This is a genomic window from Flagellimonas rhodophyticola (genome assembly GCF_049332665.1).
Taxonomy (GTDB): domain Bacteria; phylum Bacteroidota; class Bacteroidia; order Flavobacteriales; family Flavobacteriaceae; genus Flagellimonas.
This window is the reverse complement of the sequence record NZ_CP186326.1, coordinates 79093-103668: the sequence shown is the minus strand read 5'-3', so window position 1 is coordinate 103668 and position 24576 is coordinate 79093. Positions and strand designations below refer to the sequence as shown.

At 38.7% G+C, this 24576-nt stretch carries 20 protein-coding genes and 1 tRNA gene; 10 read left to right on the top strand and 11 right to left on the bottom strand.

Features of this window, described 5'->3' with window-relative positions; genetic code table 11:
- Window positions 1-2: 2 nt before the first annotated feature.
- The 8 genes from ACOKFG_RS00460 to ACOKFG_RS00425 all read right to left on the bottom strand — a co-directional run bounded on the left by ACOKFG_RS00460 (window position 3) and on the right by ACOKFG_RS00425 (window position 13864).
- Window positions 3-1400: a glucoamylase family protein gene (locus tag ACOKFG_RS00460; protein ID WP_422861660.1), complete on the bottom strand. Its 1398-nt coding sequence runs from the start codon at window positions 1398-1400 to the stop codon at window positions 3-5.
- Window positions 1375-2748, bottom strand: coding sequence for a glucoamylase family protein (locus tag ACOKFG_RS00455; protein WP_299487686.1), 1374 nt, complete (start codon window positions 2746-2748; stop codon window positions 1375-1377). The genes ACOKFG_RS00460 and ACOKFG_RS00455 overlap by 26 nt, the downstream gene beginning before the upstream one ends.
- A 37-nt stretch (window positions 2749-2785) precedes the next feature.
- Window positions 2786-4576 (bottom strand): LamG-like jellyroll fold domain-containing protein, encoded by a 1791-nt coding sequence (locus ACOKFG_RS00450; RefSeq protein ID WP_298791832.1) that lies wholly within the window; start codon window positions 4574-4576, stop codon window positions 2786-2788.
- A gap of 28 nt (window positions 4577-4604) precedes the next feature.
- On the bottom strand, window positions 4605-6143 hold the full coding sequence (locus tag ACOKFG_RS00445) for a RagB/SusD family nutrient uptake outer membrane protein (RefSeq protein WP_298791831.1): 1539 nt from the start codon (window positions 6141-6143) through the stop codon (window positions 4605-4607).
- A gap of 10 nt (window positions 6144-6153) precedes the next feature.
- Window positions 6154-9177 carry a SusC/RagA family TonB-linked outer membrane protein gene (locus ACOKFG_RS00440; protein ID WP_422861659.1) on the bottom strand — a complete coding sequence of 1008 codons (3024 nt, stop codon included), beginning with the start codon at window positions 9175-9177 and terminating at the stop codon, window positions 6154-6156.
- Between the two features lie 235 nt (window positions 9178-9412).
- A complete protein-coding gene (locus ACOKFG_RS00435; protein ID WP_422861658.1) occupies window positions 9413-12163 on the bottom strand; it encodes a Two component regulator three Y domain-containing protein in 2751 nt (916 codons plus the stop codon).
- Window positions 12164-12812: 649 nt separating this feature from the next.
- Window positions 12813-13328 (bottom strand): DUF6503 family protein, encoded by a 516-nt coding sequence (locus ACOKFG_RS00430; RefSeq protein WP_299170283.1) that lies wholly within the window; start codon window positions 13326-13328, stop codon window positions 12813-12815.
- Between the two features lie 125 nt (window positions 13329-13453).
- Window positions 13454-13864: a hypothetical protein gene (locus ACOKFG_RS00425; protein WP_298791825.1), complete on the bottom strand. Its 411-nt coding sequence runs from the start codon at window positions 13862-13864 to the stop codon at window positions 13454-13456.
- Between the two features lie 586 nt (window positions 13865-14450).
- On the opposite strand from ACOKFG_RS00425, the gene ACOKFG_RS00420 reads away from it, so the two are divergent.
- From ACOKFG_RS00420 to ACOKFG_RS00405, 4 genes are all read left to right on the top strand, one after another.
- On the top strand, window positions 14451-14798 hold the full coding sequence (locus tag ACOKFG_RS00420; RefSeq protein WP_299487696.1) for a hypothetical protein: 348 nt from the start codon (window positions 14451-14453) through the stop codon (window positions 14796-14798).
- A gap of 537 nt (window positions 14799-15335) precedes the next feature.
- Entirely contained in the window at window positions 15336-15686 is a 351-nt protein-coding gene (locus ACOKFG_RS00415; RefSeq protein WP_299487698.1) for a ribose-5-phosphate isomerase, read from the top strand.
- 51 nt (window positions 15687-15737) lie between these two features.
- Window positions 15738-16016 (top strand): hypothetical protein, encoded by a 279-nt coding sequence (locus ACOKFG_RS00410; RefSeq protein ID WP_299487700.1) that lies wholly within the window; start codon window positions 15738-15740, stop codon window positions 16014-16016.
- Window positions 16017-16274: 258 nt separating this feature from the next.
- On the top strand, window positions 16275-16499 hold the full coding sequence (locus tag ACOKFG_RS00405) for a hypothetical protein (RefSeq protein WP_299487703.1): 225 nt from the start codon (window positions 16275-16277) through the stop codon (window positions 16497-16499).
- Between the two features lie 154 nt (window positions 16500-16653).
- Here the strand turns inward: ACOKFG_RS00405 and ACOKFG_RS00400 are convergent, their stop codons facing one another.
- Window positions 16654-17790: an alpha/beta hydrolase-fold protein gene (locus tag ACOKFG_RS00400; RefSeq protein WP_299487706.1), complete on the bottom strand. Its 1137-nt coding sequence runs from the start codon at window positions 17788-17790 to the stop codon at window positions 16654-16656.
- Window positions 17791-17915: 125 nt separating this feature from the next.
- Here ACOKFG_RS00400 and ACOKFG_RS00395 point away from each other — a divergent pair, with 125 nt between their 5' ends.
- The 3 genes from ACOKFG_RS00395 (at window position 17916) to ACOKFG_RS00385 (ending at window position 19903) form a co-directional block, all read left to right on the top strand.
- Complete coding sequence (locus tag ACOKFG_RS00395) at window positions 17916-18800, top strand: winged helix-turn-helix domain-containing protein (RefSeq protein ID WP_299487709.1); 885 nt, start codon at window positions 17916-17918, stop codon at window positions 18798-18800.
- A 71-nt stretch (window positions 18801-18871) separates the two neighbouring features.
- The gene (locus ACOKFG_RS00390) at window positions 18872-19501 is read left to right on the top strand and encodes a hypothetical protein (RefSeq protein WP_298791809.1); all 630 of its coding nucleotides are present in this window, start codon (window positions 18872-18874) and stop codon (window positions 19499-19501) included.
- 48 nt (window positions 19502-19549) lie between these two features.
- Complete coding sequence (locus tag ACOKFG_RS00385) at window positions 19550-19903, top strand: hypothetical protein (RefSeq protein WP_299487713.1); 354 nt, start codon at window positions 19550-19552, stop codon at window positions 19901-19903.
- A gap of 317 nt (window positions 19904-20220) precedes the next feature.
- Here the strand turns inward: ACOKFG_RS00385 and ACOKFG_RS00380 are convergent.
- Window positions 20221-20293 (bottom strand) — tRNA-Met (locus ACOKFG_RS00380).
- Window positions 20294-20417: 124 nt separating this feature from the next.
- Between ACOKFG_RS00380 and ACOKFG_RS00375 the strand changes: the two genes are divergently transcribed.
- Both ACOKFG_RS00375 and era read left to right on the top strand, forming a co-directional pair.
- Window positions 20418-21800 (top strand): amino acid carrier protein, encoded by a 1383-nt coding sequence (locus ACOKFG_RS00375; RefSeq protein WP_298791805.1) that lies wholly within the window; start codon window positions 20418-20420, stop codon window positions 21798-21800.
- On the top strand, window positions 21787-22671 hold the full coding sequence (gene era / locus ACOKFG_RS00370; protein WP_298791804.1) for a GTPase Era: 885 nt from the start codon (window positions 21787-21789) through the stop codon (window positions 22669-22671). Before ACOKFG_RS00375 ends, era begins: the two co-directional genes overlap by 14 nt.
- 20 nt (window positions 22672-22691) lie before the next feature.
- On the opposite strand, the gene ACOKFG_RS00365 is transcribed toward era, so the two are convergent.
- Window positions 22692-23195, bottom strand: a complete 504-nt coding sequence (locus ACOKFG_RS00365; RefSeq protein ID WP_298791803.1) for a GTP-binding protein — start codon at window positions 23193-23195, stop codon at window positions 22692-22694.
- 76 nt (window positions 23196-23271) lie between these two features.
- Here ACOKFG_RS00365 and der point away from each other — a divergent pair, with 76 nt between their 5' ends.
- Window positions 23272-24573: a ribosome biogenesis GTPase Der gene (gene der, locus ACOKFG_RS00360; RefSeq protein ID WP_422861657.1), complete on the top strand. Its 1302-nt coding sequence runs from the start codon at window positions 23272-23274 to the stop codon at window positions 24571-24573.
- Window positions 24574-24576: the final 3 nt, after the last annotated feature.

The following is a 24576-nucleotide window of genomic DNA, read 5'->3' as shown; positions in this document are numbered from 1 at the left end:
ATTTACATCGTATATTGAAACCCTAGGATATCTAGTCCATTTTGAACGTCTTCATTTTGCATGAAAAGCTCCCATAAGAGTCCGGTTCTATAGTTTTCAATCATTATGATTTGTGGTCCCTGATCTATGGCCAGATAGGCCTCTGCAACCCAAAAATCGTGTTCAGGACTAAAGGCATCGTAGAACCCTGCCGGGCCTAATAATTTGTCTTTGTTTCTGTAGAAATAGTGCAGAGCCTGAATGGATTCATCGGGTGTATAGGGGATTGATGAAATGGCTGCAGTGGGTGAGATGACACCAGTATCATTTGCTGGATGATGAGCGTTGTACCCAATACCCCCGTCGTTATTCCGTGAATAACTAGCGGTTAAACCCCAACAATCGGGACCGTAGTCTTCAAAGTTTTTTGGATTTTCGACACAATATTGATAATTGATTTTACTATGGTTAAGGTTTACACTCCAGTAGTTGGTATAATCATCTCTAAGTCCCTTGGGGTTTAAACCGAGGTAGGAATAATGGGCCCAAAATAATGGCCCACCAAACTGCTGTGATCCTGGATGCTTGACCAAAAGGGGAAAACCGTATTGTGTATTGGAAGAAACAATTTCACCGCTGGAAGCCCATCCATTGGCGTAGATTTCTTTCGAAATACCATGGTTAGGAGAAGCAGCTGCCAAAATGTAGGTAATCAAGACTTCATTGTACCCTTTGAGTTCAAGATTGATATCGAACCCAAAGTTTGGACTCCAATGCCAATACAGTTCATTCTTGCTTTGTGTATACCAATTCCACTCTACACCTTTCCATAAAGTATCTGCTTGAGCTGCTAAAGCCTTTTCGGTATCATTCCCATTTTTTAGGTATTCTTGAACACATATTAGCCCTTGGACCAAAAAGGCAGTTTCCACTAAATCTCCACCATTATCCATGGAACTGAAGGGAATAACTGCCCCATTACTTCCATTGATCCAATGAGGCCATGCTCCGTGGAATCTATCAGCGTTTTCTAAAAAATCCAACAATTTTGAAAGTCGTTCTACCCCTTGTTCACGGGTAATAAACCCCCGTTCCATTCCGACTAAAATGGCCATTAGTCCAAAACCAGTTCCACCCGAGGTTACTATATGGGCATCCCTTCCTGGATCATCAGGGTGATATCTTTCTCTGGCCCCGCCAGAGTTGGTTTCAGCAAAATCCCAGAAATATTTGAAGGTTTCTTGTTGAACCAATTCCAATAATTCTGTGTCGCCAATTACTGGTTCGGGTTGCGCAATAGGGTCATCGTCTGGTAAGGCGGATGGGATATAGGTATAATCATCTCCTCCGCAAGAAAGGAATACAAAGGCAACAAGAATAAAAAGGAAGGGGAACTTACCCATTAGGTTGACTGTTTGCATATTGAAACTCTAGTTTGTCTAGGCCTTTTTGAACATCTTCATTGGCCATAAAGAGTTTCCAGAGTAAACCACTTCTATAGTTTTCAATCATAACAGGTATAGGGCCCTGGTCAATAGCCAAGTATCTAGGCAGGTACCAATTCTTTTCCATACTAAATGCATCATAAGGACCATATTTGCCGATTAAACTGTCATGTTTGGTATATAAAGCTGCAAGAAACTGCATGCTTTCCTTTGGTGTATATGGCATGGAAGAAAGTGCGGCCGTTGGCGAGATTACACCAATATCTTTGTCCGGTCTATGGCTTGCATATCCTTTAGGAGAATAACTTGAGGTCAAACCCCAGTAATTCTCATCGTACCCTTTAAACTTATTTGGATTCGCAACACTATGCTTGTAATGGATTAGGGCATGATTCACATTCAGTTTCCAATAATCCGCATAGGTATCAGTAAGACCATTTGGATCTAACCCTAGGTAGGAATAGTGTGCCCAGAATAATGGACCCACCGGGGAATTGTCGTGTTCATAATGGTTCACTTCAGTTTCAAGTCCGTAGTAGATGGTTCCGTTGGAAATGCCTCCGTTCTTTGCCCAACCTTTATCGTATACTTCTCGCTTTATGGGATGGGTAGGCGAACTTGCTGCCAGAATATACATGATCAATGCTTCATTATAGCCGCCAACAGGAAAGTTCATGTCCCACTTGTAATCAGGACTCCAATGCCAATACAGCACATCTTCACCTCCCTTGGTGTACCAGGTCCATTCTACACCTTCCCAGAGCTTCTGAATTTTTTTACACAGAATTTGTTCCCTTTCAGTTCCATTTTTGAAATATTCTTGAACTGTTAAAAGTCCTTGTATCAAAAAAGCGGTTTCTACCAAATCTCCACCGTTGTCCTTGGAACTAAATGGAGCGGTCTTTCCACTAGGCATTAGCCAATGAGGCCAGGCACCATGGAAGCGATCAGCTTTTTCAAGAAAATTGATTGCTTTTTCAAAACGAGCCAAAGCTTGGTCCCTAGTTATAAAATTCCGTTCAACACCAACAAGAATGGCCATTAAACCAAAACCAGAACCTCCAATAGTGATAATGTCCTGATCGTGGTTTGGATAAATATTATCCAAATGAATCCTTTCCCTGGCGAGACCGGAGATAGGTTCGGCCCCTTCCCAAAAATAATTGAAGGTTTGACGTTGTACCATATCCAGCAGCGCCGGATCGGTATAGGTGTTGACCGGGACATTTTTTGCCTCGGTCTGCTCTTTAGAAGTTCTTTGGCCATTACACCCCGCTACTATGGATGCAACGACCAAAGAGACTGAAATTAAAACTAACCTCATTGAAAATTAACTAACTCAATATGTTTACTGTTCGTTTTTATTGATCAAAATTCATTACGGATTGTACCTCAGATTGGGACAAAGCTTTATCGAAAAGTCTTAGTTCATCGATATAACTTGGGTCCGAAAGGTGGTTCCATTGGTTAAATCGTGGCGCACCTGAGCCAATGGAGAGTATATCGCATCCCGTCCAATCCACTCCAGTAAAATCACCTTGTGCCACAACTTCCCCATCAATATATACCACACATTCAGCATTGGATATGGTAAAGGCCAGGTGAACCCACTCAGCAGTATCGGAAGGTATGGAAGCTGTTGCACCTCCATCAAACCATGAATCTCCATCTCCTCGACCTACATTCAATTTAAAAATTTGTCCATCTCCACCCGCTTCTCTGAAGAAACGGAAACCATTAGTCCTTAAGTTTTGAATATCTGGAAATTCAGCTCTTTCCGTATCTGGAGGACCCATAACCAAAATTCCAGCTCTGTCCGGATCGGCATTGATCTTATACCACATTGTGGCACTAAATTCTTCACTTGTCAATCCATTCGTTGGAAACGTAAGGTAAGAATCTGAAGCTCCGGCATAAGCATCACTGCCGGCAACACTCTCACCAGCAAAGGAGGGAGTGCCTATTACGGTTGCTTCAATATCCTTGAACATTTCGACGTTGTCCCCATCAAAAGGCATGTAGAAAGTCTCACCATCAAAATTCCCAACAAAACCGCCGGCTTCTACTGTCATTATATTTTGAATTTCACCCTGGGAGAGTTCCCTATTGAACATCCGAAGTTCATCCATACTGCTCAAATCTGCCAGATGACTCCATTGTGTAAATCGAGGGGTTCCGGACATGATTGAAAGCAAATCACAGTCAGACCAGTCCACTCCGTCAAAATCACCTTGGCTTACAATCTCACCGTTAATGTATACCGTGGCCCTGCTTTGTGATATGGTAAAGGCCATATGTGTCCATCCAGCATCCGCGGGTATATCCGCAGCTTCACCGCCATCAAACCATGAATCACCGGCACCACTTCCTACATTAAGTTTGAATCGCTGTTCTCCACCTGCATTTTCTCTAAAGAAGCGGAATCCGCTTGTTCTTAAATTTTGTGTATCTGGGAAACCTGCCTGTTCTGTATCAGGCGGCCCAATAACCAGGACACCTGCTCTATCCGGATCAGCGTTTACTTTGTACCAGAACACTGCACTAAACTCATCTGAAAGCATACCCTCAGTGGAAAATTCTAAATGAGAATCCGCTGCGCCGGCATAGGCATCTAGCCCTACAAATCCTTCTCCGGTAAATCCGGGTGTACCCACCTGAACTGCAGGTCTTAAACCAACTAAATCAAAATAGTCTCCATCAAAAGGCATGTACAGTACCTCACCCGCATAAAGGGGAACATAAGCGGGTTCTTTGATGAAATTGACCGTGGTCGAACTTGTTTTACCATCAATATCGGTGGCATTTACCGTAAATTCATGGTTGCCGTCCCTAAGGTTATCATATGTGATATCGTCTACTAAAACACGACGATAATCCTTGAAACTGCTTAGACTTCCGATGTTTTTCCCATCTATAAGGGCATCTATTTTGGTAACTTCTATGTCATCTGTGACTTCAAAATCAACAGTTATTGAAGTGACTGCTTCCAATACTTTTATTGTGGTGCCTTCCAGTGGGTAGTTAATGGTCACTTGAGGTGCCGAAGCGTCGGCTCCAGGGTCCACAAATGTAATGGCATCGATTCCTTGGTCACAGGCCATAAACCATGTCAACACAAGGGCTGCAATACAGGTTTTAAATAAATTTTTCATGATTTTAATCTTTTAGGTTTATGGTCATTTAGTTTTCCAGAATGGGAAATTGATCTACTTGATTTTGCGGGTAAGGCAAAAATGCTTTGTCTTGTGAAAAGGTTCTGCCATCGTAGCTTAATTCATCTGTCCTGCCTAATCGAATCATATCGTAATAGCGTTTGCCCCATTCCATTGCGAGTTCGGCAAACTTTTCATCAAGTACTTGGTCCAAGGTAACTCCTGTCAGTGGAGACATATTAGATCTTGCACGAACCAAATTCACAGCTTGATCTGCCGAAATACCACTTCCGGAAGCACCTTGTGTCAATGCTTCTGCATACATCAATAGGATTTCAGCATAGCGAATGATATTGAAGTTTTTGTTGCTTCCGTAGCCGGTCCTTCCCGGTACCAGCTGATTAGAAGGTAAATAATGCTTACCGCTGGCAAAAAGTGCGCGGGCATAATCGTTAATGATATCACCGTCACGGGTAGTGTTGCTAACAAAAGGTGGCAAGGTGGCATAGTTAGGGTCCGCTTGCAATTCAGCTATCCCTCTATCGGTAAATAGGACACTGGTTTCCAATCGAACAGTTTCGCCTCTATCAAGCATAAATTTGATGAATTTCATACTGGGTTCGTAGAAGCCCCATCCACTTGAGGCGCCATCTACGGCTGGAGTCCAACCTTGAGGTCCGTAGGGAGCATATAAATGAGATTCGTTATCACCTTCACCTTGACCAAAATCGGAATATTGCATATCCAGAATACTTTCATTACTCAATTTTCCGGGAGTTTTGAAGAGCTCGTAGAAATCTGAATAGAGACTGAATTTGTTGGAGTTGATAATTTGTCCACATGCATCTGCCATAACTTGATAATTTTCCAACTCTTGATTGGCCAATGCTTTTATGGCCAATGCTGTATATCTTGTAACCCCACCTGGCAAATCTTGTCTTTCATTTGGTCTCATATCAGGAAGAAATGGTAATGCTTCATCCATTTGATCTGATATGTGCTGCATTACTTCATCTTGGGTTGGAACGGTTTCAACATCAAAAAGTTCAGAAGTTTCCGATGAGGACGGGATGAATATATCGCCCCATACCTGAGAAATGTGCAATAACATGATGGCTCGTAAAACCTTTGCTTCAGCAATATATTGATCACCCAAGGCTTTTCCATTGTCGTCTGCCAATTCTTGGTAACGCACAATTTGCTCCATCCCTGTATGCGCTGTAATAATATCGGCATATACATTTTGCCACAGGGAGTTGTACATCCAATAATCCTTGTTGTAATTGAAGAGATCCGTCTCGGCAAAGTCTTGCTGATCTCCAAGTCCACCAGCGTTAACATCATCTCCTCGAACAGATATCAAAAGAGGTTGTTCCCAACCTCTTGATTGAAAGGCTTCGTATATTCCAATTATGGACAATACCATATCGTCTGTATTGGTAAAATCTGTACCTCCAGCAAAGTTGTTGTTCAGCTGAGGTTCATCCAACTTGTCCGAACATCCTACTACGATGCATAGTAGTAGTCCTGTTAAGGCAATAGTTTTAATTTTCTCGATTAGCTTCATTTTCTTTTTTTTAAATTTTTACATTAACTCCGATGGTATACACTGCAGGTACCGGATATGTTTCATTGTCCACGCCGTTGGCTACTTCAGGGTTGAATCCATTGTAATTAAACAAGGTGAGTGGTTTTTCTGCAGTGGCATAAATCCGTACTTGGGGAATTCCTTGACGCGCACCATCTTTGTTAATGGTATATCCCAAGGTTAAATTTTGAATTCTAAAGAAGTCACCATCCTCAATAAAGAAATCGTTGAGTCGTTGGTTCCATCCCTTTCTAATACCTGCTGAAGATGGGTAGCTATTGGTAGTTCCTTCTCCATGCCATCTGTTTACTGCGAAATCCCTATCCCAATTGGTATCATTGGTAAAAATTACTTCGCCTCTTTTTCGATTTAGAATTGAATTACCTCCTTGTCCAATGGCACTAGCTGCAAAATCCCAGTTTTTGTAATTAAATCCGATGTTGAATCCAAAAGAATAGGAGGGGAGGAAGGATCCCAATACAGTGCGGTCATCATCCGTGATATCCCCATCACCATTAATATCCCTGTAAATAAAATCTCCTGGCTCCAGATTGTTGGCAACAGCTACGGGGTCTGCTTGAATCTGTGCGTCATTCTGGTATACCCCTACGATTTCTCTTCCGAAAAAGGCAAATATTGATTCTCCTACAATGGAGCGTTGACGAAACTCAGCAGATCCGGCATCCAAAAATTCGGCACCGCCCAAATCTAAAACCTCATTGTTCAAAGTGGTAAAATTGCCTCCAATGGAATAACTAAAGTCATCGGAAACTCTTTTGTCCCAATTTAATGCGATTTCCAAACCACTATTTCTAATCTCACCCACATTTTGGCGAGTCGCGCCTGGAATTAATGGCCTCAATACCGGTATAACAGCATCTTTTGTATCCCTGATGTAGTAATCAGCTTCAATGGATAGGTTGTTATTGAACATTCTAGCGGAGAGTCCAGCATTTATTTCTTCGGTCACTTCCCATTTTAAAGCAGTAAAATCACTGCTTGTGTTTAACCCGCTGAACAAGATGTCACCCAGTGCGGTTGTAACTACTTCTGAAGTAATTGAACCTTCACTGGAAGGGATTCTGTCATTTCCGAGTTCACCCCAGCTTCCTCTTAGTTTCAGAAAATTCAGCACTTCATTCTCTGGAAAAAAGGCTTCTTCAGAAACCACCCATCCTGCACCTACAGTTGGAAAATAACCCCATTTTTCTTGATATTTGTTGGTTCCGTCTGCTCTGAATGTGCCGTATAATAGATATCGGTTGTCAAAATTGTAGGATACCCTTCCAAAATAAGAGAAGCCAAATTCACGTGCTCCACCATCAAATGTAGAGTCTTCTACAATGGTTTGGGCCAAGTTAATAAAGTAGGCTTCTTCACCCGTCAATGGAAAGTTAAGGCCTCTTGCCTGAATCAAGTCCAAAGCTTCATCCCTAAAGGAAGTTCCTGCTAAAACCGTCAAATTATGTTTGCCAAAGGTATCGGTAAATGTTAGGGTGTTGTCCCATATCTGATTGGATGTGGTAACACTTCTTTTAAGTAAATCGGCATCTACTCTTTGGAAGTTATCACCTATAAAATAGGGTAACCTCACCTCTCTTCGGTTAATACTCTCGAAATTATGATTGTAAGCCGTTCTAAATTTGAGTTTTTCTGGAACAAGATCTATCTCGGCATAGAAATTGGCTACAATATTTCTGATTTTAGCTCGGTTTTCACTAAAGTCCATTATCGGAAATGGGTTTTGGCCTCCCCTGTAACCTAAGTCCTGCGCGTTGGCATACGGTGTTGGAAAAACATTTGGATTTTCCGCCAAAGAGGAATCGAAAACAGGCAAAATGGGCACTGCAAAATAGGCCCTTCGCCAAGCAGAGTTTTCAGGGTCAAACCGTGTGGAATTACTCAATACTACACTTGTACCAACTTTAAGCCAATCGGTGGCTTTGAAATCCAATTTGGTACGAAGGTTGAAGCGCTTGTATTCGTTTTTCATTTTAAGAAGTCCACCTTGCTCAAAATAATTGACGCCTATGGCATAGGTGGCCGTATCGCTGCCTCCTGTGATTCCAATACTGTGGTTTTGGATTAGGGCCAATCGCATAACCTCATCATACCAATCTGTATTTACATCGGGTATGTTGGGGTTGATTCTGCTACGGCCGTATCGCTGCATTGCATTTAAAATAAACTCAGCGTCCGGAGCAGACCCTGATTCAAGCGCCAGGTTGGTAAATTGCTCTGCATTGGCCATTTTAAGCACATTCTGTGGCACTTGATAACCTGAATATCCGTCATAAGTAATCTGGGGTTTCTGATTGAATTTACCAGACTTGGTCTCTATTAAAACTACTCCGTTTGCCGCTCTAACCCCATAAATAGCTGCTGCTGAAGCATCCTTTAGAATTGAAATTGATTCAATATCCGTAGGATTCAAAAATGCAATATCATTGAAAAAAGCACCATCAACTACAAACAAAGGACCTGATGCTCCTGTATCATAAGATCCTATTCCCCGTACTCGTACTGTAGGTGATTGACCGGGACTACCGTTGTTTACTATTTGTAGTCCGGCTACCCTACCTTGTAACGCCTGCATAGGTTGTCCTACGGGGGCTAGTTCCAGAACTTCCGAATCAACGGTCGAGATGGCAGATGTTAGGTCTTTCACCTTTAATTCACCATACCCTACCACGACCACTTCATCTAGATATTGAGTGTCCTCCTGCAGGCTAACGCTTATGATGTTCTGTCCATTAACCGGGATTTCCTGAGGAGCATATCCTATGTAGCTAAATACTAAAATTCCTGCTGTGTCTACTTCGCTAAAGGTGTAGTTCCCATCAAAATCGGTCTGCACTCCTAATGATGTACCCTTCAATATTATGGAAGCACCTGGAAGTGGTGTCCCCTGTCCATCACTAACTGTTCCTGAAACCGTAATATTGCTCTGCCCTAAAACAATGATTTGGGCCGAAAAAAGCAATATCCCCAATAATACGTTTCTAATTTTCATAATTATTTAAAAGTTGAGTTGTGTTTTTGCTAAATTAATAATGACATTAGGTTGGGGATGCCAAATCGGGTACATAAAAAATACATCAGCGTACATGATGCCTGTGAAGTCTGTTTTTATAGGCTTTGCAGTAGTATAATTAATCAAAAGAGAAAGTTTTTTTTGCGTTTGATGTAGTAATGATGTAATTGGGGCTAGGGTCAAACTGTAAGAAAACTTCCTTGTTTAATGGTTTCTAAAAGGTTATTAGAAAGTTAGATAAGCTTTTTGAACTGTCGATTTCCAATTTTTTGCGTAATCTGTACCGATGTATTTCAACACCGCGGATTGAAATGGCCATTAACGGAGCTATTTCTTTTGTGGAAAGATTCATTTTTAAATACGCGGATAACTTTAAATCTTTGGGGGTGAGGCTAGGATATGCTGTTAATAATCTTTCAAAGAAGTCCTCATGCAACTCTTTAAAATTGACCTCAAACCGTTTCCAATCATCGGTATCCTGAATTGAATTATCCAGTTTCTTGATGAAAGATCGATAGCGTTGTGAATTGGAAAATTTTTCCTTGTTAACGACCAACATATTCTTAAGCTCCAGAATCATCTCATTCTTCTTCGCAATATTTAATGTGGTACTGGCAAGTTCGTTTTGTTTAAGCTTGATTTCACGAGCTAGTTTTTCCTTTTCTAAGGCTGCTAGCTTCTCTTTTTGCTCTTTTTTCATCTGATTTTCCAACTCCTTCTGCTTTCTTTTCAATTTTCTTCGATTGTAATATCGAACTACAAAAATTGTTAATGCTCCCAGGAACAGATAAAAGAAGATACTAGCGCTTGAAAGGTACCAAGGTGGAGCTATTTCAAAGTTGAAACTTACTGGTGTTGAACTTGCATTGTCCTGACCAAAAGTACTTACCTTAAATTGATATTTACCATGGGGGAGATTCTGGAACTGGATATTTCCATGCTCTATGGATTCCGAATAATTTTTAGGTCCGGTCAAGGTATAGTGATATCGCGGTTGCATGAGCTCCGGAGTGGATACGCTAAAGGATATCACCTGAGAATTCTTATATGGTATTTCTATATTGTTTTGGAGTCCAGAATACGACTTTACTTCATCTTTGACCAAGTTTAGATGTGGAGCAGGTAAACTCCGTCCTTTCAACCATTTTCCAAAGGCTTTTCGGTTGACCATTGCAAAACCATCACTCAAGGTTATGAAGGAGATGCTATCATTTAGTTTGATGATATTTTGAGAATCAGGAGCTAGACGTTCATCAAGAGAAAAATCAGAAATAGTCAGACTATCTTGCTTAAGATCGGTATGAAAGATTTCCTTTGGTCCATCTCTATTTACAAACCAGAAATAGTTCTGATCATAATACAGCAGCTCTTTATCATTGAACTTTTGAAATTCATCAAAGACTACAATTTGGTCTAATATTGGATCATATTTGTACCATGCATTTTCACCCCGGAAAACGATTTGGTTTTTAATGTTATATAGTTTGATGTTGTATTCACTTGGTCCCTGATCTGTGAGATATTCTTGGGAACTGATTACGTTTTCAAATGTGTCATCCATCTTGAACCTATAATATCCCTTGTAGGGATGTGCGGCCCAAAGAATGTTCTTTGTTTCAAAACACAAATGCTTGATTGGTTGGGAAACTCCGTTTACACGGGATACTTTCCAATCGCCCTCTTTCGTTTTCTCGTATTTTACCAAACCATTGTAGGTTCCTTGAATATAAGTGGCGTTTAGTTCGGGGACTTTGGCGAAACTATATCCTCCTGAAAAGGCGGAAATTTCTTTAAAAGTATTTGCGCTGACTTGAAAGCTCCCAGTGTTATGCCCACAAATCAAGTTTCCCTCAATTACCTCAAGATCCCAAACATGACCTTGAGAACCTTCAACAAATTGAATTTGACCATCTTCAAAGTAGAACATACCTGTATTGCTGCCTAGATACAGTTTATTCTCATATAATGCCATGTCATACACCATTCCCAGGGTTCCGGAGTAGTCGGTGAAATAGGTGATAGGGCTGTTTAACTTAACACGTCCCAGACCATTGTCAAGACCCAGCCATAACTGATCTTGAAAATTTTGCATTGACAGCACCGTATTGTTCTGTAGACCTGCTTCCCGATTTAAAACTCTTGACGTTTTGGTCTTGGTATTATATAGATAGACGCCATTTTTTATAGTACCGAAGGCAATCTGATTTTCTGACAGTTTTAGAATTTTGTTTAATTGGTGCTGTTTAAGGTTATTGTTGAGATCAGGCTTCCATGGTTCAACCTTGTGCTCATTCCATAAATAACACCCATTTAGCTTTGTTCCAATTAGAAGACCTTCTTCCAATGAAATCATATCCGTTATGGTTTTACCGTAAAATAGGTCTTGATTCTGTAGAGAAACCAAGGTGTCGTTTTCAAGCTCGAAAAGTCCTTCAGTACCACCTGCTACAACAAAGTTATCCTCATAAATTAGAATATCGGATATAATTTGCGGAGGATCAATGACGGTTATATGTTCACCATCATATATGTAAATGTCAGCAAAGGATCGGAAATATACTTTTTCGTTGTATGAAAGTATTTCCCAGAATTCCTCACTGGTAAACTGATGGTCTTTAATTAAATGGGTAAGTGAATTATAGTGGAGAACGCCCATTTCATCTTTTTCCCAGAAACCAAACTCCTCGTAAGACCCTGTGTAAATTCTATCGTTCACCACCTCAACCGATCTAATAATGGTATTGTTGGGCAGCTTGTTCAATGTCCATTTTTCTCCATTGAAATACAGGAGACCTTGATTGTTAGCTGCAAAAAGTTCACCCCTCGAATTTACTGAAAGGTCCCAGTTTTTGCTTGCTGCTTTGTATTCCGACAATCTGTAATTATATACGGGAGGTAGCAGGTTTTGACCAACACATGTTGCAGAAACGGCTAAAAAAATGAGATATAGTAGGAAATTCCGCATTTTATAAATTACAACACTTGATCACTTCGAATTGAACCACAGAATGTAGTAGCATATGTTAGCAAGTTAAGAAGTCTTGCGTAAACATTTTGAAATCTATGCTTGTCTTGATAAAAGTAAATGTTTTTTAAGATAAAAGAACTACCGATTTTTGAAATTTGGTGTGGAGCCCTAGTGAAATTCAACTGAAAACTGATATGCTGCCAATTTGCGCAAAATTCCAAAAGTTTAGACTTGACGCCAGAAGCTGATATAAAGGAAATTATAGCATGGGGTCAAACACCGATACTATTCTAGCAAAAGAGCTATCAAAATTTCCGAACCATTTTATTGGAAGTACTGAAAAGAAAGTTATTGCCAGATAAGGGGTTTAACGAAGGGGCATTTAGTACATCAACTTGCGTATTTTATTGAAGGTTCTATTTCAACTTTTATTTAGAGTAATGATAGACTTTGTCATATTTGACAACTTCAAATGATTATAAGTTTTACTCAAACCCAACTAAGGATATATTCTGTACAATAAGGATAGAATATTTTATTTAAAAACCTCTTGTTGCTGGAGACTATAAATTGACTTTATCCCAAGCCGAGTTTGAGTAGTACTTATAATTTATTAAATAGGTGGTGTATAACTGAATTAGGAATACTAAATCTGGATACTTTCTAAATTGTACCCGTTGTTAAATTTTACATTCTTGGAAAACTGCTCAGTCCAGGATTCCTTTAATACATTTCCATCCCAATCTGCAGGTGCGTATTTACGATAGGTTGGTATATAGATACCATCTACTTTCTCATATTTGACTTTTACTATATTGGGTTCAGTAAGACCAAATCCGGTTGCATTATATAGAAACTGATCTACCCTATACGTCTTTGGATTGATGTACAAAATATACCTATCCTTGCTTGATTCACCTATGTTATCCCCGAAACTCATTTCAACAACCTTATAGGTGGTCCCATCTACATTTCTAGAGGGCAACATTTTATGATTAACACCCGGGTCAGACAATTTGAACATCATGGTAAACCAATAATAGTTGGTTTTTCTAAAGATATGACCAAGAAAGGCCGGTTGTTCCCCTGTAATAGGTTTTCCATCCATTTTGGAAACAGAATTGTTGCCATCAAAGAACTGTGTGTATTTTGTGCCTGGCATTTGAGGGAGGACATAAACCTGTCTCTTTGTATACTCGGCATAAGAGACTTCTCCCTTAAAAATGTACCGCTCTTTAGAAACATCGGCTAGATTATTATCCTTAACTTTAAATATATAGTCAAGAGCTATTCCTTTTTTACTGAAAAAGTGCCGTTATTTCCGCTCGAGGCACTCCATTTCCCTTTTAATTCCGTTTTGGAATAGGGTGCGGTTAATGTGACTGAAGTACCATCACAGTTATCGTTTCCTTTCGCTACAAAAGAGGATTCTTTCACCTCCCATTTCGCGTTCAATGGGCAATATGGGGAATTGGCTCCTTCTCCAGACATGGTTCCATTACTTTTTAGGTCAATGATGATCTCAGCCTCACCAAGACCGCCGTCTATAGTGCCTACCCAAGTACCAACAAGAGCTGGGTCGATTTCCCCGCTCACAGGTTCTTCTTTGGTGCCATCATCCGAGGATGAACACGCAATACACATAATTGCTATCAAAAGAAAGCGGATTTTTGACAGGGAGTTCATTTTCCATTCCATAGTGATCAAAGTTTTATGTTCCCGTAGGAGTTGCGTTAAATTAACGGTAAATATTTGATTAACAGGATATTATTGTATTGATGACCTCAGAAAGCGTATAACTGGTTGCTGCAGAAAAGATTCGGCTGTAAATCTTCAACTCTTAAAACTTTCAAGAATTGTTGCATTAACCCAATAAATATGTTGATTGCCGGTGAAGAAAGAATATTTTCCGTCTTTACTAACAAACCAACAAAACTCATGGACTCTACTATTAATCAGTGGTTCCATATTTTTTACCGTAGTCCATGAGCCTTCACTATTTTTAAAACTAATATACAGGTATCCACTGCCTAGGCCATTCGGCTTTGTAGCATAAAATAATATAGCATTCGTCCGGATCACTAAAAATGTCCGCTTCATAATTATACGTATTTATGGCATTGCCCAATATAGTCCTCCATTCGAAAAATATGGCAAGCCATATCGAACACCAAAAGCTTCATTTTTGCGGCTTGTGAAAACCAAATACTAGAGTGAATGGTTCAAACAAAGGATTGCATCTTTGGTATTAAATGACTAATTTCTCGCACAAATGATTCCTTAAATGATATCACTTAGAATACTTGGCGAACATTATTTTGTAGAATATTATGACCCTGTATTAGTGATATTATGCATGACACTTTTACTGGTTTCGGTTTTAACCTTCGCGAAATTGTTCTTCTCATTATTTCCAAATACAAAGCTATCCAATGCAAAAGATGACATCAGAGAATCTATATGTGAGGCACCTGATATTTTAATGCAAAAGAAGGGAGATAATATTTATTTGGATTATTCAATAAAAACAACAAATCCGTACCCAAAATATAAATGGGTTAAAACGATTGCAATTATTCTTGCAGTGATACTGACCTTCACTTTTTTCGGCAATCTTCTAAATCCCTTCTAGTTAACAAAGTTCAAAAAAAAACGATTAGTGAAATACCAAAAAACCATATTGAATCAACTGGCATTAATTCTACTAATTGTGGGCATATTGTTTTTTATCGGCCTATACCTTTTAACAGGTTCTGGTCCTTGGGATGTTTTTGTTTATATATCCGTACTGCTTATAATCTTGGGAATGTTTGCATTAGATTTAGTTATACAGTTTGTAAGAGATTTAATAAATAACTAATTGGCGATTTAAATTAAAAACGACGGTTTAAGTGGACTTCTTTCAGATAGTTATTGGTAGATATATTTTCAATTATATTGGAGGAACGATACGTTGGATTTATGGATCGATATGGAGGACAATATTCAATAAACCAAAATTCACCTATCAAGAATATATAAACGGACCAAAGAAATCAAAAGACCATTTTGATGAATATGGACATCAGTTTAACAATAGGGTTATTGCGATTGGATTTTTAGGGCTAATCGTAATTTTAGTAATGAGATGAAAAGTGTATCTCGATCAATTTATAAGTTCAAATAAACGATGCCTGAAAGACAATATCGAGTTTACGTTATAGAGTTATCCAAAAAGGTGTTTACGGAGAGCATAAAATTCCGATCTGCAAACCCACAGTTCAATGGAGTACTACAGTGCCTTTATGTAGGTATGACAAGCAAGACTCCAAGAGAACGATTTGAACAGCATAAGTCTGGCCACAGAAATAAAAAAGGGCATAAACTTTCGTCAAATATCGTTCAAAAGTACGGCATGTACCTAAGGCCCAGCCTATACAACCATATAGATCCCATGTCAACAAGATTAGAGGCCATTAAAATGGAAGAAAAGCTAGCTATGGAATTAAGAAGACAACGATATGCGGTTTGGTTCAATTGATACTAAAGAAGGTTAGACCAATCTTAAAAAAATAAAAAATATAAATAAACGATGCGCACCCAGCTGAGAATAGATGAGGAATTTATTTCAATTTGTCAACAGATTTTGAAGGAAGACCTTGACTTAGAATCGTGGGCATTAATTGAAAGTTCTGATCAGTTTCAAACCGACAATTACTGTGGTGGGTTTGATAGTGTAGAAAATGAATTTACCTTTAGTTACTATGACAAAAACGGAACAGAATTTTGGTTTCAACTTCCACTAAGTGATGTCAATAAGGTTATAACGGGAAGTATTACTGAGATAGAAATTCGAGAAGCAGAATACTAAAATTCAAAAAAACAATAAGTGAAATACCAAAAAACCATATTGAATCGACTGGCATTAATACTTCTAATTGTTAGCATATTGTTTTTTATTGGCCTTTACCTTTTTACCGGCTCTGGTCCTTGGGATTTCTTTGTTTATATATCAGTACTACTTGTAATCTCAGGAATATTCGTATTAGATTTAGTTATACAGTTTGTAAGAGATTTAATCAAGAACTAACTGGTTGTTCAAAGTTCAGAAAAACGATAATTCTTAAGAATGAAATTTGAAGAGGAAAAAGAAAAGCTACTTCTTAAATTGGACTCAGCCATTGAAAACCATCCAAATAATGAAGTGTTAGAATCTTTAAGAGGAATTTTAAGTTCATACTATTCCGCCTCTCAATTAAATGGAGTTTTAGGCAGGATTGTTGTTGACAGCTTAGATTACAATATTGAAATTGGAGAAGATTTAATCAAATTTGAAGAATGGTTTTCAAACTAACTAATAGTTCAAATAAAGGATGAGAATACAAAGCACATTTCTAGTTTTGGTCAGGGTCCTTCTTTTTTTATCATATACAGTTAGTCAAGAATCAATCTATATTTTAGATGACAATATATATGGAGATATTGGCGGTGTTTTTGGCACTAGTCGTTCAATTTCCATTTAGCTTATCAAGTCTTTTTTTTGCATAATCATAGCCAGGATTCATCTTTAATAATGTCTCAAGGCAAAAAATAGCCTTCTTCTTATCGTTGTTTTTGATATAAATATCTGCCATTGCATCATACGGCACTGGGATTGTAGGGTGTATCTCCGCATAAAACCCAAATACATCCAGTGCCTCATCATTTCGACTATTCTCCATAAGGTAGTAACCATAGTTCATTAATGTCCTTTGAGGAACTTTGATAGGTATATTATATTTATTTTTCAAATTGGCATAATATGTTTTCAAATACTCCAGCCCTTTGATCTTGACAATTTCATCTTCTAAAACAAGATCTTGAAATATAAAACGAAGTCCATCCAATGTTGCAATAAGAGGGGTAGTGGAATGGTTTTCTTTTCGATAGTATTCAAATTTCCAACTAAGATCGGACGGGGCTTCTTTTTTGAATAATTCATTGAGATGAAATACTGCATCTCCTTCGGGGTTGGGTTCATTTCCCACTGAAAAAAAGAACGATGTCGGTAAGGTATTCTTATTACGGAAAAATCTTCTCAATTTATTTCCAGAATAGAAGTTGTCGTAAACGACGGTAGGTGTTATTGCAACATACGCGTTAAAAAGGTCAGGTTCTGTGTATAGGGTGTGTGTAGCAAATAGACCCCCAAATGAGTGTCCTATAAGAACTTTAAAATCATGGGTGCGATAGTTTTCGTCAACATATGGTATAAGTTCCTCCTTAAGAAAACGCAAAAAATTATCCGCTCCTCCACCAGACGTGGTTTCTCCATAGGCGGTGGGAGTTAGGTCTCTATCGCGATATGTACTTGGAATCCCAATAACCAACAATCTTGGAAAACCACTTTGATACAAAAGTTCGGCAATTCCAGAAGTAAAACCGGTATTCATGTTCCCATCTAGAACATATACTACAAAATACCTTTCGTTTCTTTCTTCATACAACGTAGGTTTGGAAATGAGTATGGGCCTTTTCTCCTTAAGGACTTGGGAACTGAAAGATATTTCCTCAATAGTTCGCCGTTCAAATAATTGTCCAACGGAAGGTGTTGACAAAACCAGAAACAGACAAGGAACCAAGAATCGTATCAACATTTTTTTCATCTTTGTTTACTTTTAATTCCACAATACTAGAAACCAAAGAGTTAGATTGGGGGTAGTTTTTCTGAATTCTTTCTGAATTAATGAGATGCCCTAAATGTTGGTTCTGAAATATATCTGGATTACGCATGGAAGGACAAAATATAAAGTATCTGATTACTGGTTGGACCATAGACCCAGAGGCTCTTGAAATAGCCAAAGGGAAGAAAAGGATCAGAACACAGAACAAAATAGTTCAAGTACTGGTAGTTCTTATTGAGGCCAATGGTAATGTAGTCACAAAGGAGGAACTTTATAATAAAGTATGGAAAGGTATTGTGGTAACCGAAAATTCCTTGAACAAAGCCATTTCAGAACTGCGTAAAATATTTGGAGATTCACGCAGCGAACCAAAATTTATCGAGACGATTCCCAAAAAAGGGTATCGATTGTTAGTAGAGGTGAAAAAGGTTGCGATTTCTAAAGATGACATACCGGTATATGTAAGGAAAAGAAAGCCAATTCTGCTGTTTTTTATGGTGTCAATTCTTGTATTTTTGGCTATAGGTCAATATAAAAATCTTGAAATTAACCAACAGCAGGTATTATCGCCCGATGGAGAAAAAATAGCCTATTTTAAGAAAGGAAATGGACATTCCCAGTTGTTGGTAAAAAATGTAGTGAATGGGAAGGTTGACACTCTTACGCAATTGACCAAACCAGAATCCTTTGCCCTTAATTGGTCTCCAAAAAATGATAAGATTGTGTATAATGCCACCTTGCCACAAGACCCCTACTACTCAATCAATATTATGAACCTGGAGGATCGTGACGTATTGTATATAAAATTTGCCAAAAAAGAAGAGAACCATGCGTTTCAATCAGTCCCTGAAGATCTTGACAAGGAGTTGCTCTTTTTAGATCACAGAGAGTTAGTTATGGGAGAGAATAAGATTCACCATATTTACTTAGCAAACAACGATACCATCAAAGTTCTTTTTAAGAAAGCGCTGATAAATGATTTTAATTGGTAAATACATATGTGGTATTTCAAGTCGAGACTAGCGATGAAATTGATAAATCAAAGTTGAAATAAAGGATGATAATGAAATTTCTTGTTTGTATAGTACTTGTTTTAGGGCAAACAACTTTTGGCCAAAAATCAAATGTTGTTTACGGTGATGACTTCAGCTTTGAATTGATAAAGGCAAAAAAAGAACCAAAAATAACAACTAATTCCACGAACTACAGTGTATATGCTAACAGCAACCAAAAAAAAGTAAGGCTGGTTTTCAAAGTAAATTCGAACTCCCGGAAAAGAGTACGGCTTGACCCAAATAAATTTTATTTGCTTGATGAAAAACGTAGAGAAAGGCTTAGACCTATGGATGTAAGGCTTTTGAATTTATCTGAGTACCAAGGATTTCCCCGTCTTCTCCATGAGCCCTTAATAGATAAAGATTACCAAATTTACCTACTTAAATACAAACCAGAAATAAGAGATACCTTCAAGGATTATAGCATATCAGGATACAAGGATTGTGAAGCAAAAATTTCCATTGCTCCAAATTCCACTATATTCAAAAAGCAAAAACCGAAAACTATCACATATTACTATGGATACAAAAAATTAAGCTCTAGAAGATTAGGTTTGTCTTTTAATGTTGGAAAAGATTTTAAAAAAGGAAAAGTCTACTTTGGTGAACAGTTGTTATCCGAAATCCATATTGAATGAATTTTTAAATATGACCATTTCCATTAGAATCATTCTAAGTTAAAATAAATGATGTTCGGAATCTTTAAAAAAAGGACATATCAGATAGATTTCTCAGAAGACAACAAAGAACAATTTACAATCTTGTTGACAGAGATTCACGAGATTCTTCGTGACTCAGCTTATTCGGCCCAGGCGAATTGGATGATGCAAATTCTATCAACCGTTTACAAAGAAGATCAGGAAGGGTTTAAAAGTAAAGTGATTTCTGCCGAACTTCTTGGTGGCGCAGGTTCTGTGGTGGATATTTATCTGAATGATGAAAAAAGCCGAAACAGACTGGGATATCTTATGAATGCATTTTTAAGACTTGTTATAAAATCCGGTTTAAATCATAGGACGGTTAAATCTAGGATTTATTAACCATTAAGTTCAATAAAACAATGCATACACAGATTTAGATGGATATTAGAAAAATTCTAAAAAGCTGAAATACAAGATGGAAATTGGTTTAACGGCAAGTAAAATTACGCATGTGATTGCAGAAACTTTGACCGTTGAGGAAGTCGAAGCTATTCTGAAACAAAAATCTCCAACACGGCACTTAAGGTAATATGTTGCAATTAGTTGAAATGGGTCTGTCAATTTTTGAAAGTACTAATCTTCCGAATGACATTGTTTATAAAACTGTCTTTAATTAGAAAAGGCTCCCAATTTATTGGAAGCCTTTTCTTTTCTAGTAGCGGGAACAGGACTCGAACCTGTGACCTTCGGGTTATGAGCCCGACGAGCTACCTACTGCTCTATCCCGCGATGTGGACGGCAAATATACAACCGTTTTTGGCTTATTTCCAAATTAGAGTCGTTTTGATTTGAAAAATAAAGTGAATTGATATCCTTTGGCTAAATTTTAATCGAAATAACTACCTTCGAAACCATGGAACTCATCAATGATTTTTTGGTCAACGCCAATTCATGGGCAAACTGGCCTATGTTCGTCCTATTAATAGGCGGAGGTTTATTTCTAATTTTCTATTCCAAACTATTGCCCTATCGTTTTTTTGGTCATGCTATCGCCATTACAAGGGGCAAATATGATGATAAGAATGCCAAAGGGGATGTCAGTTCCTTGCAGGCTTTGTCCGCAGCGGTTGCGGCAACCGTGGGCTTGGGAAATATATCGGGCGTAGCCATAGCCATCCACGATGGTGGACCCGGAGTGGTCTTTTGGATTTGGATGACAGCCTTGATAGGGATGTGTATCAAGTTCTACTCTTGTAGCTTGTCCATTATGTTTAGAGGTGAAGATTCCGAAGGAAAACTGCAAGGCGGCCCCATGTATTATATTACCAAGGGATTGGGAGAGAAGTACAAGCCTTTAGCAATCTTCTTTTGTATTTCTGGTATTTTTGGATTTTTGGGCGTTTTTACGGCGAATCAGTTTACCGAAACCTTTATGAGCGTTGTTCAACCTGAAGAGAGTCTTGTTGCGCTCGGTGGGACCGAAGCTGACCCATTATTCAATTGGAAACTGATTGTTGGCATTGTTCTGGCCATAGTTTCATCATTTGTGATTTTTGGAGGATTATCAAAAATCGCTAAGGTAGCGACTGCCATAGTTCCATTTATGGTCATGGTATACTTGGTAGCGGTTATTGTGGTGATGGTAATGAATGCTTCTCAAGTGATTCCAGCGTTAAAAATGATTGTTTCAGAAGCATGGGATTTCAAGACCGTTGTTACAGGCGGATTTTGGGGATTGGTCATTATTGGGGTGAAGAGAGCCATGTTTTCTAACGAAGCTGGTTTGGGTAGTGCACCCATGTATCACGGTCAGTCCAAGACCGATGAACCTATTCGGGAGGGATTGGTGGCCATGCTCGGACCATTTATAGATACCATTTTGGTCTGTACCTTTACTGCCGTTGTCATTATTCTTAGCGGTGCTTATTTAGAGGATTCTAGCGGAATTGTAATGACACTTCAAGCTTTTAGAACCACCTTATTCGGTTATGGCGATGATCTGTTGATGATCATTGTTACCGCTTTTGCATTGTCCACCTTATTTACCTATTCCTATTACGGAGTAAAATGCCTTTCCTTTCTGACCAATGCCAAAATAGGTCGATTTTATAACCATTACTTTGTGATTCTAATTGTATTTGCTGCAGTTGCTTCGCTAGAATTGGTTAAAAACCTCATAGATTTGTCCTATGCATTAATGGTAATCCCAAATATGATTGCTGTAATATTGCTGGCGCCTAAGGTGAATGCCGCGGCCAAGACGTACTTTTCAAAAATGAAGAATGCAAAAACATAAGGCAGGTTTTGTCAATATTATTGGTAATCCCAATGTAGGGAAGTCGACTTTAATGAATGCCTTTGTGGGGGAGAAATTGTCGATTATTACCTCAAAAGCACAGACAACAAGACACCGAATTCTTGGAATTGTAAATGGAGATGATTTTCAGGTTATTCTTTCCGATACCCCGGGAATTATCAAACCGGCCTATGAAATGCAGAATGCCATGATGGATTTTGTAAAATCAGCCTTTGAAGATGCCGATGTGCTGCTCTATATGGTTGAGATAGGTGAAAAAGCTTTAAAAGATGAGGCTTTCTTCAAAAAAATTCAGAGTAGTAAAATCCCGGTATTGTTACTCATCAATAAAATAGATACTTCCGAACAGCAAGTGTTGGAAGAACAAATACAACATTGGCAAAATTTACTGCCAGAAGCAGAAATCCATCCGATTTCAGCATTGGAAAACTTTAATGTAAAGGAAGTTTTTGATAGAATTCTGCAATTACTTCCAGGAGCACCACCATACTATCCCAAGGACCAATTAACCGATAAACCAGAGCGTTTTTTTGTCAATGAAACCATTCGGGAGAAAATATTGATGCACTATAAAAAGGAAATTCCATATGCTGTTGAGGTGGAGACTGAGGAATTTTTTGAGGATGAAAAGATCATTAGGATTCGTTCAGTAATCATGGTGGAACGTGATACACAAAAGGGCATAATTATAGGGCATAAGGGTAGTGCGCTGAAAAGAGTAGGGGTTGAATCCAGAAAGGACTTGGAAAAATTCTTCGATAAGCAAGTTCATATAGAACTCTATGTTAAGGTGAATAAAAATTGGCGTAGCAATTCTAGACAACTCAAACGTTTTGGATACAATAATTAATACGGAATTTGAACCTTTTATCAAATGGGCTTGAAATCCGCAATTAGTTCTTTCAGATAGCCTTTAAGTTGATGCATTTGTGGTTCACCTTTCGATTTTCCCATGCGTCCAAAAGCATACAAAACAAACCATATCAAAATTAAAAATCCCATTCCGGTAACCCATAAGGTAACGTCCTTTCCTAAGGAGTAGTTTGAATATGCAAATACGCCAAGAATCAGAAAAAGTGTCCCAACTCCAAAATGCAGGAACATAAAAAATGTCCAAAGCGAAGGATTTGGACCAAATACGCCATGAATCTTGCTTATTCCCTTTTCAAATGAAGTAAGTTCCAAATGCAATTGTGGGGTCCAAAATGTTGTGGCCTTCTTCTTAAACCGGATGTAGATGTGCTCATCCAAGCGTTTTACCATAAAAGGATCTCTCGAAGAAGCATCAAAAACCTGTTTTAATTGTTCCACCTCGGCTTCAAAAGACAACTCAAATCGTGGTCTTAAAACAATTTCATTGGTAAAATCACTCATAAGTAGTTGACATTGATTAAAAAAGGTATAATTTTTTCTTCATAAATAGTGGTACTTTTGCCAAAATTTGATGCAGATGGGCGCTATTGTAGCCATTGTGGGAAGGCCTAATGTAGGGAAATCCACTTTTTTTAATCGATTAATACAGCGTCGCGAGGCTATTGTTGATGCCGTAAGCGGGGTTACCCGTGACCGCCATTATGGTAAAAGCGATTGGAATGGAAAGGAGTTTTCGTTGATTGATACGGGTGGATATGTTCTTGGAAGTGATGACATCTTTGAACAGGAAATTGACAAACAGGTAGAACTCGCTATCGATGAGGCTGATGCCATTATTTTTATGGTAGATGTGGAATCTGGTGTCACAGGGATGGATGAAGACGTATCTCGATTACTTCGAAAGGTGGACAAACCCGTTTTTTTGGCCGTCAACAAGGTCGACAATGCCCAAAGAGAAACTGATGCAGTCGAGTTTTATGCCTTGGGACTTGGTGAATATTATACCCTATCCAGCATTAACGGCAGTGGAACAGGAGAATTATTGGATGCTTTGGTAGAAGTACTTCCGGAAGTTGAAGAAGAAGAGAGCGAATTACCGCGTTTTGCCGTAGTCGGAAGACCCAATGCCGGAAAATCATCTTTTATAAATGCTCTGATAGGCGAAGACCGTTACATTGTTACGGATATCGCAGGGACCACTCGGGATAGTATAGATACCAAATACAACAGGTTCGGGTTTGAGTTCAATTTGGTGGATACCGCCGGGATCCGTAGGAAAGCCAAGGTTAGAGAAGACCTGGAATTTTATTCCGTAATGCGATCCGTAAGAGCAATTGAGCACTGCGACGTCTGTATATTATTGGTGGATGCCACACGTGGGTTTGATGGACAAGTACAGAACATCTTTTGGTTGGCCCAACGCAATAACAAAGGAGTGGTAATTTTGGTGAACAAATGGGATTTGGTTGAAAAAGAAACCAATTCCGTTAAAGAATACACCCAAAAAATTAAAAAGGCCATAGAGCCTTTTGATGATGTGCCGATTCTTTTCATTTCTGTGTTGACAAAACAGCGCATTTTTAAAGCGATTGAAACTGCTGTAGATGTGTATAAAAATCGTTCAAAAAAGATTGTTGCCCGAAAGTTGAACGATATCATGTTGCCCATAATTGAGAAGACATCACCACCTGCATACAAGGGGAAATTTGTAAAAATAAAGTTCTGTACCCAACTGCCAACACCTTATCCGCAATTTGCATTTTTCTGCAATTTGCCGCAATATGTGCGGGAACCCTACAAGCGTTTTTTGGAAAACCAGCTCAGGGAAAACTTTGATTTTAGCGGGGTACCTATTACCATTTTTATGCGGAAGAAGTAGATT